Below are 17079 nucleotides of genomic sequence, written 5' to 3'. Positions count from 1 at the left end.
CTATGCTGAGTCATTAAAATGAAAACAGATTTAACGATGACACTAAGGTCAAGTCAATCAAGTGACTTGTGAACAAACAAATCTTAACTAATCCATAAGCTAAATAGACACGTAAGAGTCAATACTTATGTAATTCATAAAAAGGAACCCAACCATGAATGCTATCAAGCATGCTCTATTGACTCTATTGCTGATATCAAGCGGCTCTACAGCATTTGCTAACTGTAACTCATTGCTTGACTACGACACTCGTAAATTGCGATCAGAGGAATCTATCAATCTATGCGATGCTTATGCAGGAAAGGTCATCGTCATGGTTAACACGGCTAGTAACTGTGGTTTCACCCCTCAATTTAAACAACTGGAACAATTACACCAACAATATAAAGACCAAGGTCTGGTAGTGCTGGGGTTTCCCTCCAATGATTTCCGGCAAGAACATAAAGACGAGGCAAAGACCGCAGATGTTTGCTACATCAATTACGGCGTTACCTTTCAAATGCTGAGCACCTCCAGTGTCAAAGGCGACACGGCCAACCCGGTGTTTAAAGCATTGGCAGAACAAACCGGATCCGCTCCACGCTGGAACTTTAATAAATATGTCGTTAATAAAGACGGTCAAGCCATTGCTACCTATGGATCAAGAGAACTACCTTTAGGCGGCGATCTTGAAAAAACCGTTAAGCAAGCACTTGGCATCTAAGCGGCCTGAGACTGTCGTTTATTTTTTGTCCGATTCAACCCGCCATACATGGTTCATACCTCACACATAACCTGCCGCCGGTTTATCATGTTATGATAACCGGCCTTTGCACCTACCGCTGTATCCAGTAAGCTTTTCAACTGCCAAAGATAATAATTAAAAGACTGTGTATTCATGAGCAATCCTGCTAACGCCAGCACCTTGCCCGCTAAATTTCTCAGTGGCTCGATCATACGCCATATCTGGGTAATGACTACGACAAGTGCACTGGGTTTGGTAGGCGTATTTCTGGTTGACCTGGTCGACATCCTATTCCTCAGTATGCTCGATAACGATGATATTATTGCCGGCGTTGGCTTTGCTGCCAGCCTGTCATTTTTTACAGTCTCGCTCAGTATTGGCATCACCATTTCAATGGCGGCACTAGTCTCGCGAATGATCGGCCAACGCAATGTCGAACAGGCGCGCCGCTACGTTGTTAATGTTGCAACGCTTGCGCTGCTACTCACCAGTGTACTGGCAGCGATTATTTGGGTGAACTTGCCACTACTACTAGGTTTGCTTGGCGCCAGCGACGGTGCGCTGGATGTTGGCGTCAGCTACTTACAAATACTACTTCCGTCACTCCCCATTCTAGCCACCGGTATGGCTATGTCGGCCGCATTGAGAGCTGTTGGCGATGCCCGCCTATCAATGCTGACCACTCTAAGTGGCGGCGCCGTTAATGCGGTACTGGATCCGATTTTTATTTTTGCTCTGGCCTGGGGAGTTGAAGGTGCAGCAGTTGCTTCTCTGATAGGTCGTATAGTAGTACTGATATTAGCTTTTTATGGCGTAACCAATAAGCACAAGCTAATGAAGCGATTTGTATTAGCCGATTTTTTTGAAGATCTAAAACCCATTTTCAAAATTGCGGGGCCGGCTATGCTCACTAATATGTCAACGCCCATTGGCAACGCGATTGTGATTAAAGCAGTGGCAACCTATGGCAGCGCTTATGTTGCAGGTTTTGCGATTGTCGGTAGAATTTCCCCCGTCGCATTTGCGTTGGTTTTTTCACTGTCTGGGGCGATTGCGCCTATCATCGGCCAAAACTTCGGCGCCTATAACTTTGACCGTATTTACCGAACCCTTCGCGACTCGTTGTATTTTAATATTGCCTACGTCTCTCTAGTGTCATTGTTTTTATTCATACTTCAACAACCGATTATTGATTTATTCAAATTACAGGGTGAAGCCGCGCAATTAATGGAGTTATTTTGCACCTGGCTCGCCATTACTTTTATGTTTAACGGCGCCCAATTTATTTCCAACGCAGCGTTTAATAATCTAGGGAAGCCCATGTATGCGACCTGGTTTAATGTTGGCAAATCCACCGTAGGCACCCTGCCCTTTGTCATTGTCGGTGGTCAATTAGCACAAGCTAATGGCGTATTGATAGGTCAAGCTGTAGGCGGCATGCTATTCGCAACTGCAGGGGTTTGGATGGCGTTTTGGCACCTCCAGCAATTGCGTAAAGCTCACCAACGACAGCATTCGTCGCAATCGTTGTAGCTGCGACGTTCATCGCCAACACCGCACTGGCGAGCGAGCTGCAGCTCAACCAAAAAGAATGACGCTACCAACACACTCGCGTAAAACATAAACAGCAGTTAACTTGCAACTTGTAGAGCTCCTCACTATATTAAATCTACCTGCGGCTAAACAAACCCACCGGATTGCCTTTATTGGACTTCAACACTAAACGCTGGATTTTTTACTGCCATAAGCACAAGATCATATTCAAGGACGCGTATGTTACGAGTCGCAATCAGTCTCCTTTTTTCAGCTTGTACACTAGCTCATGCAGAAAATTTCGTTAACAACCAGGCAGACTGCCTTGCACCCTCAGTCATAAAGCTCTCCAGACACCCTGTTATTATTGATCAGCTCCAAATTTTCAATCAGCAAAACAACACTGCCCCCCTTACTATCGATACCCTATGGCCATCACTCGGCAATGATTCAACACTCCTCAAATCTTTACTTGGCAACCCGGTTAGTCGCTTGATCCAGGCTTATATCAATCAAGTTTCCTTAGTCGGAGAAGGCTTTTTAATCGGCCTAAATGGGGGTTTAGTCGCTAGTACTGCTCGTACCAGCGATTATTATCAGGGCGATGAAGCGCAGTTTTTAAAAACTATTAATCTAACAAAAGGACAGTTTCATATTATTAATTCATATCACGATGCCAGTACTGATTCTATTTTGGTAAAGATAGCCGTCCCGGTCTTCAGTAATGACCAGCAACATCCCCACATGGCCATTGGTGTGTTAGTGGTTGGCCTTAACTCGCAGATCATCGAATTCAGAAATTTGTGTGGCAATACTGCGCAATCAAAACCACCCGAGGACTGGCAAAAGCCCTAGATCTAACCTAAACCTTAAAGGTAACTGCGCTTCGACCGATAGAGTTAAATCACACCATCACATCACAATTGATCCATTCTGCATCAAGGAGAATTTATGAACTGGTATCGAAATATGGCTTTTCGCTGGAAAATCAGTCTTCCGATAATACTAGTCGGCTTGATTTTCTGCTTAAGCTCTGGTCTGGGTATTTCAATATCCAAGCAGATATCCCATAACACCGATATCGTGGGCAACGTGTTTCTCCGGCAAATTGATTTATTACTCCAGGCAGATAGAGATCTTTATCAGGCCCTCGTCGCAGAGCGATCGCTGGTCTATATCAATAAGAATGACAGCAGCCAGCGCCAGGCTCACAAAGAAAATCTGGCCCAGACTAAACAACGGTTTAATCAGGCTATTAGCCTGGGTGAACTAGACCCATCAAATAACTATGCAGAACAATTCAACCAACTCTATCAGCAATGGTATAAAACCACTCAAAGTGTGCTTTCAGCGCTGGATGCTGGCAACACTAGTCGAGCGGTACAGATAAGCCAACAAGATAGTACTCGTGACTTCAACCTGCTCCGCGATCTGATTGATGTTATTCAGGAAGCGCAGATAAAAAAATCTGAGTTCTACACCGACAATGCCATTACCAGTGCCAGCAAAGCCAGTATTCAGCTTGTTAGCGCGCTAATTGCCGGTCTGGTGATCTGCCTTGTGATGATTCTATTTGTGCCACCGCTGATCACCAGACCGTTACTGCTAATCGCCAAAAGTGTTGAGGGCCTCGCGTCAGGTAACGGCGACCTCACCACGCGAATTGATGCACCAAGCACCGATGAACTAGGCGCCCTTGCCAGCAAATTTAATTTCTTTTTAGAAAAATTACATATCATGGTAAGTAACACTAAAAGTTGTTCCGAAAGAGTTGCACACTCCTCCGGAGAACTATCAGGTATTTCAACAGCTACCCAGCATTCATTGCAAATTCAAAATGAAGCACTGGAAATGGTAGTCAGTGCTGTTCATCAAATGTCCGCTGCCAATGCCGAGATTTCTGGCAATACCAGCCGCACCGCAGAACAGGCCCGCAGTGCGTCAGAGTTAAGCGCGAAAGGACTGTCCACTGTCAAACAGGCGGTCAGCCAGATCAAGGCAGTGTCTGAACAGGTCAATAGCGTTTCCAACCTTATCAAGGAAGTTGAGCAGCAGGTTGCCGGGGTAACTTCAGTACTGGATGTGATTCGCAGCATTGCCGAGCAAACCAACTTGCTTGCCCTAAACGCTGCTATCGAGGCAGCCAGAGCTGGCGAGCAAGGTCGAGGCTTTGCAGTAGTGGCCGATGAAGTAAGAACGCTAGCCAGTAGAACTCAGAATTCGACCACTGATATTCAAAAAATGCTTGAAGGACTTCAAGTTGGCGTTAACGATGCCGTTGCCGAAATGGAAGTCAGCGCCACCTCCGCAATGGCATCCGTCGATATCGCCAATGAAGCAGGCAGCTCATTGCAAGAGATTAATGCCTCAGTGGAATTAATAACTGATATGGCTCTACAAATTGCCGCTGCAGTTGAACAACAAACCGCTGTGAGTGAAGAGATTAACCGCAACCTAACCGCGATTCATGAACAATCCACTTCCGCTTCGACGAACGCTGAAAACACAGCATTGGCCAGCCAATCGTTAGGTGGCGCATCCAATGAGCTCATGAGCCAGGTCGGCAGCTTTAAACTATAAACACCGGCATGTCGCAAACACTATAAATACTGCTCCGCATGCCAAAAAAAAGACCCCAAAGTTGGGGCCTTTTTTATTAACGTTTGAAAACTGTTTATTTACGCTTTACCGCAACCAAACCAATTAAGGCACTACCAAATAACCAAGCGGCTGCAGGTACCGGTACCGGACTGGCAGTAAAAAGCCAATCACTGTACTGGACATTGACGCAATCGCTCTCGTTGACGCAATCGGTACCATGACGCAACCAACCCCAGCCGGAAATACCGGGCTCACCGCGGTGGCCACTACCCGACTCATCGCCAAAGCGAAATGACATATTGCTACCATCAGCCTTGTCAGCCAGTTCAAAAGTACCCAGTGAGCTCGAAAGGCTACCAAAATTATTGTAATCGGTATCAACACGCACATCGTCCAGACCGCCATCACCAGGTTGACTTACGCCGATTATATACTCGAAATGAATGTCCCAGACCGCAGTGGTACCCACTTGATAGCCGCTACCAATATCCTCACCACCATAAGCGGCACCATCTATAACCACGGTTGTCCCATCATAGGTAAGTGTCATATTACTGAGGGCGTGATCGAAGTCGAAGGTATATTCTTCGTTGCTAGCACCAGTCAGCAAACCATCCAGCCGCAAGCCATAAGCTGGCGGGCTTTCGCTACCGTCTGAGTGATTACCAAGGCTGTAAGTGCCAATACTAATGGCATAAGCAGGCACACTGCATGCCAGTACACAGGCCAAAGCCACTGCCTTGCCAGCAGATTTTTTCTCGAGGTTCATCATCGCACCATATCCATATTATTATTGTTAGCGTCACATATACTGTAAAACCAGTTCAGCAATAGATGAGCTTGAGTGGCTTACTTGGCTTAGGGAGATAGCCTATTGTTATGGCGAACACTACAATTTTTTATTAAATTTATTGTTAGCTCAATCAAAACAACTCAATAAGAATGGGCTGATCAAAAATAACACAAACCGGATAAGCCGCACAAGCTTCTTTTTAAATCAATCAAGCCAAGACCATAGGAAGCTGATGCCACGCTATCACTACTGAATAAATAGCGAGGCTACACGCTGCTCTTGAGGTATCTCCTCCCGCTTAATCGCCGGCTCACCAGCTAACTCCCGGTACAAACGATCAAACTCCAGTGACAACTTATGCGTTGGGTGCAGATACACCAACGGGGTTTGCAATGCATGAGACTCTTTCATTTTAACTGACGACGAAATATAACTAGACAGGATAGGATAACTTTCATTAATTAATTCTGCGACTAAGGATTTAGGAAAACGTGCCTGCTTATTAAATTGATTCACAATAATGCCACCAATACGCAGATCTGGATTGTGATCTTCTTGCAGCTCAATCACATTTTGCATCAAACCATAAAGTGCTTGCCTAGAAAAAGTGTCGCAATCGAATGGGATCAAGACACTGTTAGCGGCTATCAACGCCGACTTACTGTAAAAATTAAATACCGGAGCAGTATCAATATAGATATGCTCGAAGGTTTTATTGAGTTCTTGTAAAGCTTCGCGCAGTTTATAAATTTTGTAGCGCGACTCTAATTCTCGCTCCATCAAATCTAGGGCTGGACTCGATGCCATTAGATACAAATTTTCGAATTGCGTATCCACCACATAATCCATCGGATTTTGCTTTGGAGTGAATAGATCAATGGATTGCTTGAACAGCCCGACGATGGAGCCTTCGCTAAGCATTTTATGGCCCTGATCATGTGCGTAGGCAAGATTTAACGGCTGCTCATGGCCCAGATAATAACTACTATTGGCCTGAACATCCAAATCGACCACCAAGGTTTTAAAACCTCTACTGGCACTAATCGCAGCTAAATTGCAGGTAATACTCGACTTCCCAACCCCACCTTTCTGGTTGAACACTACTCTTATCATTGGCTCAGATCCTTAGCGTTTTATTTTGTGTCGTACTTTTTTAATTATTTTTAACGCCACCGCTGTGCGTTAAAGTAGCTATCAGCTGGCTGGGTATTTTATGCGCTATAGCCTGTCAGGTCGACAGTAAATTGCTGTTTTTTCAATCTTTTTTCCAGTTTCACTCAACTTGGACGAAAAATTGACAGTATCACTTGCACGAATAGCATCGCAATGACGAAACTACTTTCAATTTCGGCTATCATTTCAAGACTAAGCGCCTTACAACTTTCAACTGCTGTTTCAAAAATGCTGACGAAAAATCAGCCAATGCATCATTCATTGTTGAGCCCACTCTATGTATCACCCTGTAAAACAATTAATCGCAGCCGCTACAGGATCAGTAATAACACTGATAATACTCAGTTGGCCACCAAGCAGAGTTGTGCCGGCAACGCCAAGCCCAGCAATTACAGACAACACTCTGCAAGCAAGCCCCGGCAATGGCAACAACCAAGCACTGCAACAAACTGTTATTGACCTGAAACGGCAACTCACTGCAGAGCAACAAATTCGTGAAGCGCTGGAGTATGAACTACAACTGATGGAAGACTTACTCGCCGACATAGATAGAAATACAACACCGCCTGAAAAAACTGTAACGGAAAACTCTCCGAGAGAGCTTTGGTTTAACCAGCAGCGACTGTTAGATCTAGGAATTAACCCAGCAGCCATTAACATCATTAAAGAACTCTCTAATCGGGCCGAGCTGGAAAAACTGGAACTACAAAATCGCGTCGCCAGAACCACTAAAGACAGAGAAGGACGTATAGAAGCGGGGAAACTGTATGCACAGATCAGAGCTATCGATAGCAAACTGCGCGCTGATTTAGGGGAAGTGAACTATGACCGCATGCTTTACGCCTATAAACAAAAAAATCGCGTAGCAGTGTCCGATATATTACCTGACTCCCCCGCTGCTGCTGTCGGCATTCAAGCCGGCGACCTCATACTTAGCTATGCCGGAGAGAAAATACTGAACCCCCAGAGCCTCTACCAGAAAACCAGACAAGGCCAAGCCGGGGAAATGATAAACGTTGAAATACAGCGTGGCGAAGAAGTATTAAGCCTTTATCTAGCCCGCGGTATTTTAGGCGCACGGCTGAAACCTACGACAGGTAAGCCTAACTAGTTCATTACGTTGTCAACTTCACTGAGCGCCCAGCTACAGACTTAAGACTCATGACTAAAGCAATCGTCAAACTCACTATGACACCCCATAAACCGGAATGAATACCCAGCGGCATCGACCAGTTAGCCGTTAATTTCAACCCCAGAGTTATTACTAATCCCATCACCATACCGCAGAAAACAGCCCGTCCCTGCAATTGTGGTAACCACACACCGACAATTACCGCAGGCACTAATTGCAACATAGTCTCTAACATAAAGACTAACAACGACCAGATTGAACTGGGCAAATAAATTGCCGCCACCACCATCGGCACCATTAATGCCCAGCTCAGTATCTTACCCAGGGTTTGTAATTTTGCTTGCGACCAGTGTGGCTTATTGGGCCGAATACCTTCGTGTGTAATCATCGAGCCGAGGGTGAGCAAGGCAGAATCAATGGTAGACATGATGGCGGCGATACCAGCCGCCAAGTAAAGCGTTAACAAATGACTGGCACCATAAATAAATGGATCCAGCTGCGCAATCACATAGAGCATAACGCGCTCACTATCGCGTCCCTCCAGGCCGGCACCCAGGCAGGAGCTGACATCGCCACCAACGTCAGCGGCAACAGCGTAATCAACGGCATAAACAACATGATTTTATAGGCTTTGATCGTAGTACCTATATTTTTTGCCGCATAAATACGTTGAATCTTTTGCGGGTATACACAGGCGGCAAACGTTATCACTATCGATAAACTAATAAAGCTGACCACAGGAAAGTGACCACTCTCCAATTTTGACTGTTCTTTCGCTAATGCCTCTAATAATGCTGGCATCGCTTTCGGCTCAAACATAAAAGCGCAGGCACAAGCAACCAGCGCGCCCAACAATAATAAAATACCCTGAATAATATCGGACCATACCACTGAGCGCATACCACCGAGGCTTTCATATATCGCCATAATGATCGCAACAGCAATCACCCCAACGGCAAAACTAATAGCACCATCACTGGAGGTTTCTAATAATAATCCTACCGCTAACAAATTAGAAAGCACGTAGGCGATTAAAGAAAACACCGCTAATGCATTCACCATCCAAAGCAACGGCGGATACTGGTAGCGCCAGCGAATAAAATCACCCAGTGTTAAAAAATGATGCGCTTTAGCCAACCGATAAAGTTTAGGCGCATAAGCCAACAGCACGCAGCCGACACCAAACAAACCGACTATCATTGACGCCCCTTCTAATCCAGTGTGATAGGCTTTCCCAGGCACACCGAATAAAGAACCACCACTATAGTTAGTGGCATAGAGGGTAAAAAATAACGGCAATGGACCCAGTGTTGCACCCGCCAGATAATAATCTTTAAGCGAAGACTCCTTACTATTACGGGCCGCAAACCAACCAATCAAAATAAGTGATGCACTATACAGCGCGATAAACCACCAATGGGGAGAAACAGCCATGAATACTTTTCCAGCTATCTGACGTTATTATTATTTCCAGACTAGCATGAAACCTCGCGGCATCGCTATTATGCTATGCCGCTACCACAGGTACGATATCATCCGCAGTCTTGGTTTTAGGACTATGTTTGGATGCCAGCAACATATAAACACTGGGCAATACTAGCAAGGTAAATAACGTACCCACCATCATACCGGCGACTAACACAATTCCTATGCTGTTACGAGCTTCTGCACCGGCGCCTGACACCAACACCAGCGGAAAATGTCCTAGCACTGTGGCCCCGGTGGTCATTAATACTGGACGCAACCGAATCATAGAAGCCTCTTTAATCGCCGCCAATTTATCGCGACCCTGTACTTGTAACTGATTAGCAAACTCAACAATCAAAATCGCATTCTTGGCGATCAACCCTGCCAGCGTAATGAAACCGACCTGTGAGTAAATATTAATCGTGGTTAAATCGAGAAAAGTAAATAACAATGCGCCGGAAAATGCGAGTGGCACAGAACCCAGCAACACCACTAATGGATCGCGAAAGCTATTAAACTGCACAGCCAGCACCATAAATACAAAAGCCAATGCAATAGCTAGCACACCAATCAAGGTATTTCCTTCCTGGCGTAGTTGACGGGACTCACCCGCATAATCAATTGAGTAGGTAGCAGGCATGATCTCCTCAGCGGCCTGCTCCAATGCCGCTAACGCTTGCTCCTTGGTAGTACCAGGTAAATTCCGGCCATAGACCCTAAAAGAATTTTTTTGCTGAAACTTACTGAGATACCGAGGCGCCGATTTTTTCTCCAGCGTGGCGATACTAGACAAAGCGACTTCATCACCATTAGGGGTACGAATTTTCATATCCAACAAAGCATCCGCATCCGGGCGCCACTTTTCTCGACCATGGGAATAACCCGGTATGCTTTGCCATCCAAATCAAAGCGATTAACAAAATTTCCTGATAACAGCAGACCCATTTGCTTAGTGACATCAGATAGGCTCATACCAAGATCTGCCACTCGATCTTTATCAATTTGAAAACGCCCCTGTGGCAAATCGATCTGTAAATTAGTAGCGGCAAACATAAATTTACCGCTGGCAAAAGCCGCAGCCACCAACTTTTCAGCATAGGGAAACATTTCTTCCGCAGAGTCCGCCGACATAATCACTATTTCAACAGGGAAATTACCTGCAGTAGGTAAAGCCGAGCCTAGATTAGGAAACGCCTTAACCCCGGTTACCTGATTTAATTTTTGAAAAGCTTCCGGCAACATATCATGCACAGACTGATCACGTAATCCAAAATCAACGAACTCCATACCACCAAAGCCGCCACCAGGTTGAACAATTTCCCACATACCAAAGGTATCAGGTAAGGTTTGCATCGTCGCAATAACCTCACGGATATAACGACTGGTATATTCAAGTGATGCATCCGGTGGAGCAGATGTGATTACCATAATTGAACTTTCGTCTTCAGTAGGAGCTAGTTCCTGTTGTGATAATAAAAACAACGGAATGATCAAAATTGAAAAATAAACCGCAATGGTCAATACCTGCGGTCTTGATTGCAAAGTCATATCCAGCACACGACCGTAAAAATTCTGGATACGGGAAAACCAACTATTAACTGCTTTGGTAAATTTGCCTTCATGGCCACCTTCAGGACAAACATAGGCACTCATGATCGGCGACAAGGTTAATGCCACCACCCCGGAAATCAACACTGCTACGGCCAGGGTAAAAGCAAATTCTTTAAACAAGACTCCGGTTAATCCAGACAAAAAACCAATAGGTGCATAGACTGCAGCCAGCGTTATAGTCATGCCGATTATTGGTGACAATAATTGTCGGGAACTCGCTAATGCTGCTTGGGTTCTGGTCATGCCTTCACGCATAAAACGGGCGACATTTTCCACCACCACAATGGCATCATCTACCACTAAACCCACCGACAGGACAACTGCCAACACAGTCAATAAATTTAATGAAAATCCCATTAGGGACATAGCGGCAATGGCACCTAACAATGAAATAGGGATAGTAATTAAAGGGACTAGTGCGGTCCGTAAAGACCCCATAAAAACGACAACGACAATACCAACCAGCACCACAGTTTCAATTAAAGTGATAAAAATTTCACGCAAAGCATCGCGCATATAACTGGTGACATCGTAGCCAATACCAATTCGCATACCGTCAGGTAAGGTCGCGTTAATTTCATCCAATGTTTGATAGAGGCGGTCACCGATATCAATTTCGTTAGCCCCTGGCAAAGGCCAAATACCGAGGTATACTGCATCTTGTAAATTAAGCATGGCATTCACGGTGCCTTCTTCTTCGCCTATTTCAATACGGGCCACGTCTCCCAAACGAATCACCGCATTATCGACCTCCGTAATAACCATACGCTGAAAATCGACAACCGATTGCAATGAAGTATCCACCATCAAATCGATGCGCTGAGAACTATTCTCACTGCGTCCAATCGTGGCGATAATATTATTTTTCTTTAGCGCATCTTCCACATCCTTAGCACTGAGATTAAACATCGCCAAGCGCTCAGGATCCATCCAGACTCGCATGGCAGGCATGCGACCACCTTCAAAGGAAACATTTTGTACACCGGGAATAGAATTAAGTATCGGCGTAACTCGACGGCTAAGATAGTCAGTTGTCTCCGCTCTGGTCATGCCGGCAGTAAGCGGTACGTCCAAATAAAAACCAGCGATCGGCCTATCTGCTCGCCTGACTGAAACGGCAGGATCTTCCGCCCGGTAGGTAACTCAAATCGAATCTGACTTAATCGCGAAGAAAGCTCGGACAAGGCATCAGTACTATTCTGATTGAGTTTTAACCAGACATTGACAGTACTCATGCCCGCTGTAGTATTCGAGTCGATAAAATCGACACCGGGCACTGTGGCGGCAATTCGCTCAATAGGTTCAGTGATAAACCCCTCAACCACTTCAGCAGGTGCGCCAACAAACGGGTATTAATAATCAATGCAGCACTTTCGATACGAGGAAATTCCAAAACAGGTAAGCTCATAGCGGCGCGCACGCCGATAAGCACCAGCGCTAAAGAAATCACTATTGATAGCACTGGCCGCTGCACAAAAACATCCATAATCGACGGTTTATGGATAACGTTAGTTTCCGTCATCTCAGTCATTGGATTTGTTCCTGATTCTCACTAACCGCCTCACCACTAGCTGGCTGTGCTTGCTTATCGACAGCGGTTACCAACAACCCATTGCGCAACTTGAAGGCGCCGTTACCCGCGATCCGCTCACCAATATTTAAACCAGAGAGTATAACCACTTGCTGGTCTTGCTCTGGACCCAACACAACTGGCCGTTTTTGCGCCCGATCAGGTGCCTTAGCTCCAGGTTCTGCAGCTTCCAGGACGTAGACATTGGGGCCTAAGGCATCATAGCGAATAGATGTCATTGGCACTCTCATCACCTGCCGTGGCTCACCAACATTTACGGCCAGAGAAACGACTGTACCAGGGTAGATTCGCCCTTGAGTATTATCTGCAATGGCTCGATAGCGTAAATTACCTGAACGCGGGTTTACCCATGAATCTTTCGCAATAATGGTTGCTGTAAAGTCTGCACTGGATTGACTATTTCTTGATTTGATATTGGTGACGGTAACGGTATCCCCAACCACTAGCGTTGCTTGCTGTTGTGGTAGATTGAAATCCAGCCAAACTTGATCACTGTTGCCGATCAGCTTGGTTATCACTGTATTTGCCTGAAGAAATTGCCCTACTTCCAACTCAAAAATACCGGCCATTCCAGTAAATGGGGCACGTAACGTTTTCTTATCAATAATTGCTCGCAAGCGATCTTCGCTGGCAACGGCTGCATTGCGCTGAGCCAATGCTTGATCTCTAGCCTCCTCTGAAGCAACACCGGATTTAGCTAATTTCTGATTGCGCGCCAGCGCAAGGGCTGCCAGCTCGGCATCAGCCTTGGCTGCGGCTAATTGCGCTTGTTCTTCGGTGGTATCCAAGCGAACTAATAATTGCCCTTCTTTAACCAGCTCCCCGGCTGCAAAACCTATCTCAACAACACGACCACCAAACTCATTACTCAACTCTACGGACTGAAGCGCTTTCACCTCAGCAGTCACTGTAATGGTTGGCTGCCATTGCAATTGGGTCACATGAGCGAGCTCTACCACTTCTTTAGGCTCTCCAAAAGCCTTGCCCTTGGCGATTGCCGCTCGAATTTGCAGCGTTTTAATCCCTGCCAGCACTACCGTAATTGCCACACAGGCAGTTACTACCAACAGCCATTTACTGCGAGATTTCATCCCATACCCCATCTTTAGTGTTTACTACTCGACCACGATCCATCAATAGTTACGACCAGCGGCTACCCTATCGTTGTAATTAGGCGGCAGCATAACTCAAAGCAAACTCGATAAAAGTTTATATTTGTTAAGTAATTCAATACTCTATACGATGACATTGATTTTCTGGACTAACCCTCTGAATTATAATTTCTGCACGCAGAACGTTGATATAGCGCTACAATAGCAAACCTAAAAGCCGCCTATTAATAGAGAGGATATGGCGGTAACTACGGTGCTTTTTTCACCACTACAACCTGCTAGGATCAAGAATGACATCAGCAACCAGCACTGCCCCTTCAAACCTACACCCAGCATTTGAATGGCTTCGCAGCCAGACTATCGACAGCCTGAATATCACCGTTGAAGAATACCGACATAAAAAAACTGGCGCCGTGCACTACCACATGTCAGCGGATAATGATGAAAATGTTTTCTTGGTGGCACTGCGTACCGTACCCATGGATTCACGAGGTGTGGCGCATATTCTTGAGCATACAGCACTGTGTGGCAGTGAGCGCTACCCTGTCCGCGATCCATTCTTTATGATGATCCGGCGTTCACTCAATACCTTTATGAATGCTTTTACCAGCTCTGACTGGACGGCCTACCCCTTCGCCAGCCAAAACCGCAAAGACTTCAACAATCTATTGGATGTTTATCTGGACGCCGTATTTTTCTCCCGTCTCGACGAACTGGATTTTGCCCAAGAGGGCCACCGTGTAGAATTTGCCGAGACCGACAACCCCGACAGCGATTTAGTTTACAAGGGCGTGGTATTTAATGAGATGAAAGGGCCATGAGTTCGGTGGCCAGCACTCTGTGGCAAACCCTCTGTAAACACCTCTACCCAACGACCACCTACCATTACAACAGTGGCGGCGATCCGGAACATATTCCTGAACTGAGCTATCAGCAACTTAAAGATTTTTATAAAACGCACTACCACCCAAGCAATGCCATATTCATGACCTATGGCGACATTCCAGCCGCCGAGCACCAACAGACTTTTGAGCAACAGGCGCTAGCCAGATTCGATGCGCTGGATGTCAACATCCATGTCCCTGAAGAAAAGCGTTATAGCGCACCGATCCGGGTACAGGAAAACTATGCCTTTGATGAAGAAGGCAGTATCGACAACAAGCATCACTTGGTAATGGGTGGTTATGGGGCCAAAGCGCAAACCTCCAGGATCTTCTGCAAGGACAGTTACTCTCCAGTGTGCTGCTGGATAACAGTAATTCACCACTGCAACGTATGCTGGAAACCACTGAGCTTGCAAACTCTCCCTCGCCACTGTGTGGACTGGAAGATTCGATGCGAGAACTGACCTTTGTTTGTGGTGTTGAAGGTGCAAGCCTGGACAACATAGCGGCGATCGAAAAAGGGATTCTAAATACTATTCAACAAGTGGCCGAGCAAGGTGTACCTCAAGAGCAGGTCGAAGCGGTATTGCACCAGTTAGAACTGCATCAGCGAGAAGTTGGTGGTGATGGCTACCCCTTCGGCTTGCAACTTATTCTGGCCGCTATCGGTAATGCCACCCACCGTGGCGACCCCATTGCAGTACTCAATTTAGACCCCGTACTGGAACAGTTGCGCGAGGATATTAAGGACCCGGAGTTTATTAAGTCTCTGGCACGTAAACTGTTAATCGACAATCCTCATCGGGTGTCGCTAACCCTGTCACCAGACAAGCAACTTTCTGCTGTCAAAGATGCCGCTGAAGCCACCAAACTGGCAGCAATAAAAGCAGCCATGGACGACCAGCAAAAACAGCAGGTTATCGAATTAGCTAACGCCCTGAATAAGCGGCAAATGCAAAAAGATGACGACTCTATTTTACCCAAAGTGGGCTTGGAGGATGTACCTCGCGATATTCGAATAGTCGATGGCAAAACCATTGACTCCTCCATACTGCCCATCCATAGCTACAGCCAAGGCACCAATGGTTTGGTGTACCAACAAATCATTATTCAATTACCACCATTAGATGATGAACTGGTGGCACTACTGCCGCATTACACAAATGCATTGACCGAACTCGGCATTGGCGACAAAGACTATTTAGCGACTCAAGCCTGGCAGGCAAAAGTGTGCGGCAGCATCAACGCCTTCACCACCATGCGCGGCGCCACCGATGATGAACAAAAAGTGGGAAGCTATTTGGTACTGTCTTCAAAAGCATTAGCCAGAAACCACCTGCAACAAGCTCAACTCATGCAGCAAACATTGCATAACATTCGTTTCGATGAACTGGGCCGGATGCGCGAACTGGTAAGTCAGCAACGTGCTCGTAGAGAACAATCAGTTACCAATAATGGCCATAGCTTGGCAATGAGTGCCGCTAGTAGTGGCATGAGCCCAACGGCAGCCTTAAGTCATAAGCTTAGCGGCTTGGCTGGCATTCAAGCTATTAAAGCATTAGATATAAAGCTTCAGAATGAAGAGGAATTAAAAAAATACGCTAGCCAGTTAAACGATATTCATCAACAAATTCTCAGCGCACACAAACAACAGCTACTCATCAGTGATACCGATATTATTAGCGAGTGCGAACAAACCATTAACGATCTGTGGAAAAATATTCCAGGACCCGCACAAACACAAGCCTATACCCCAGCACCTATCCGGCTCAGCAAAAAGCAAGTCTGGGTAGCTAACACCCAGGTTAATTTCTGCGCCAAAGCTTATCCAACCGTGCCAGTCGATCATCCCGATGCAGCACCTTTAACCATACTTGGCGGTTTTTTACGCAATGGTTATTTGCACCGGGCTATTCGCGAACAAGGCGGCGCCTACGGTGGCGGAGCCAGTCACGATGCCAATATTGCCGCATTCCGTTTTTACTCGTATCGAGATCCACGTATCGAAGAAACGCTAAGCGATTTTGATAAATCTATAGAGTGGTTATTAACCGAAGAACACGATGAAGAACAATTAGAGCAGGCAATACTCGGCGTCATTAGCAGCCTGGATAAACCAAGCTCCCCGGCGGGAGAAGCCAAGCAAGCATTTCATAATCAGTTATTTGGGCGTAGCCATCAACAGCGACGAGAATTCCGCCAGCGTATTTTGCAAGTTTCCATAGCTGACTTGAAGCGCGTCACTGGACAATATCTCAAACCAGAACTGGCCAGTATTGCTGTCGTCACCAATCAGACCAATTGCCAGCAACTCAGCGCATTTATCAAAAACCAGGAGTGCGAAGTCTTGAATGTGTGATTTATTACCACTACAGCGGCGGCTGTTGTTAAGTTTACTGACATGAAGTAAAAGTTATGTAAAGGAGATAGCTCATTATTCGAGCTTCAATAACAATTA

Annotated in this window: 12 protein-coding genes and 2 pseudogenes; 6 read left to right on the top strand and 8 right to left on the bottom strand. The window is 46.0% G+C overall.

Annotated elements, in window-relative coordinates:
- Positions 1 to 154 precede the first annotated feature (154 nt).
- From UNITIG_RS02975 to UNITIG_RS02960, 4 genes are all read left to right on the top strand, one after another.
- Positions 155 to 703 carry a glutathione peroxidase gene (locus UNITIG_RS02975; RefSeq protein ID WP_101757025.1) on the top strand — a complete coding sequence of 183 codons (549 nt, stop codon included), beginning with the start codon at positions 155 to 157 and terminating at the stop codon, positions 701 to 703.
- A 174-nt stretch (positions 704 to 877) separates the two neighbouring features.
- Positions 878 to 2257, top strand: a complete 1380-nt coding sequence (locus UNITIG_RS02970) for an MATE family efflux transporter (protein WP_101757024.1) — start codon at positions 878 to 880, stop codon at positions 2255 to 2257.
- Between the two features lie 240 nt (positions 2258 to 2497).
- Positions 2498 to 3112: a PDC sensor domain-containing protein gene (locus UNITIG_RS02965; protein WP_101757023.1), complete on the top strand. Its 615-nt coding sequence runs from the start codon at positions 2498 to 2500 to the stop codon at positions 3110 to 3112.
- Positions 3113 to 3208: 96 nt separating this feature from the next.
- Positions 3209 to 4837: a methyl-accepting chemotaxis protein gene (locus tag UNITIG_RS02960; protein WP_101757022.1), complete on the top strand. Its 1629-nt coding sequence runs from the start codon at positions 3209 to 3211 to the stop codon at positions 4835 to 4837.
- Between the two features lie 94 nt (positions 4838 to 4931).
- On the opposite strand, the gene UNITIG_RS02955 is transcribed toward UNITIG_RS02960, so the two are convergent.
- Together UNITIG_RS02955 and UNITIG_RS02950 are read right to left on the bottom strand one after the other, a co-directional pair.
- Positions 4932 to 5630 (bottom strand): VPLPA-CTERM sorting domain-containing protein, encoded by a 699-nt coding sequence (locus UNITIG_RS02955; RefSeq protein ID WP_200821155.1) that lies wholly within the window; start codon positions 5628 to 5630, stop codon positions 4932 to 4934.
- A gap of 267 nt (positions 5631 to 5897) precedes the next feature.
- A complete protein-coding gene (locus tag UNITIG_RS02950; RefSeq protein ID WP_101757020.1) occupies positions 5898 to 6764 on the bottom strand; it encodes a ParA family protein in 867 nt (288 codons plus the stop codon).
- Between the two features lie 337 nt (positions 6765 to 7101).
- On the opposite strand from UNITIG_RS02950, the gene UNITIG_RS02945 reads away from it, so the two are divergent.
- On the top strand, positions 7102 to 7935 hold the full coding sequence (locus UNITIG_RS02945) for a PDZ domain-containing protein (RefSeq protein WP_101757019.1): 834 nt from the start codon (positions 7102 to 7104) through the stop codon (positions 7933 to 7935).
- A gap of 4 nt (positions 7936 to 7939) precedes the next feature.
- On the opposite strand, the gene UNITIG_RS02940 is transcribed toward UNITIG_RS02945, so the two are convergent.
- From UNITIG_RS02940 to UNITIG_RS02925, 6 genes and pseudogenes are all read right to left on the bottom strand, one after another.
- Positions 7940 to 8473: a hypothetical protein gene (locus tag UNITIG_RS02940; protein WP_101757018.1), complete on the bottom strand. Its 534-nt coding sequence runs from the start codon at positions 8471 to 8473 to the stop codon at positions 7940 to 7942.
- The gene (locus UNITIG_RS02935) at positions 8461 to 9390 is read right to left on the bottom strand and encodes a sodium:solute symporter (RefSeq protein ID WP_101757017.1); all 930 of its coding nucleotides are present in this window, start codon (positions 9388 to 9390) and stop codon (positions 8461 to 8463) included. Before UNITIG_RS02935 ends, UNITIG_RS02940 begins: the two co-directional genes overlap by 13 nt.
- A gap of 73 nt (positions 9391 to 9463) precedes the next feature.
- Positions 9464 to 12084 (bottom strand): annotated as a pseudogene (locus UNITIG_RS02930) (efflux RND transporter permease subunit).
- Positions 12081 to 12359, bottom strand: coding sequence for a hypothetical protein (locus tag UNITIG_RS24875; protein ID WP_255399423.1), 279 nt, complete (start codon positions 12357 to 12359; stop codon positions 12081 to 12083). The pseudogene UNITIG_RS02930 and the gene UNITIG_RS24875 overlap by 4 nt, the downstream one beginning before the upstream one ends.
- Entirely contained in the window at positions 12266 to 12565 is a 300-nt protein-coding gene (locus UNITIG_RS23955; protein WP_235015226.1) for a hypothetical protein, read from the bottom strand. The genes UNITIG_RS24875 and UNITIG_RS23955 overlap by 94 nt, the downstream gene beginning before the upstream one ends.
- Complete coding sequence (locus UNITIG_RS02925; protein WP_159931062.1) at positions 12562 to 13716, bottom strand: efflux RND transporter periplasmic adaptor subunit; 1155 nt, start codon at positions 13714 to 13716, stop codon at positions 12562 to 12564. Before UNITIG_RS02925 ends, UNITIG_RS23955 begins: the two co-directional genes overlap by 4 nt.
- Before the next feature lie 311 nt (positions 13717 to 14027).
- On the opposite strand from UNITIG_RS02925, the pseudogene UNITIG_RS02920 reads away from it, so the two are divergent.
- A pseudogene (locus tag UNITIG_RS02920) lies at positions 14028 to 16980 on the top strand (insulinase family protein).
- The last annotated feature ends 99 nt before the right edge of the window (positions 16981 to 17079 follow it).

The sequence above is a fragment of the Oceanicoccus sp. KOV_DT_Chl genome (genome assembly GCF_900120175.1).
Lineage (GTDB): Bacteria > Pseudomonadota > Gammaproteobacteria > Pseudomonadales > Dasaniaceae > Oceanicoccus.
Note: the sequence above shows the minus strand (reverse complement) of the source record. Positions and strands in the feature narration are given on the sequence as shown.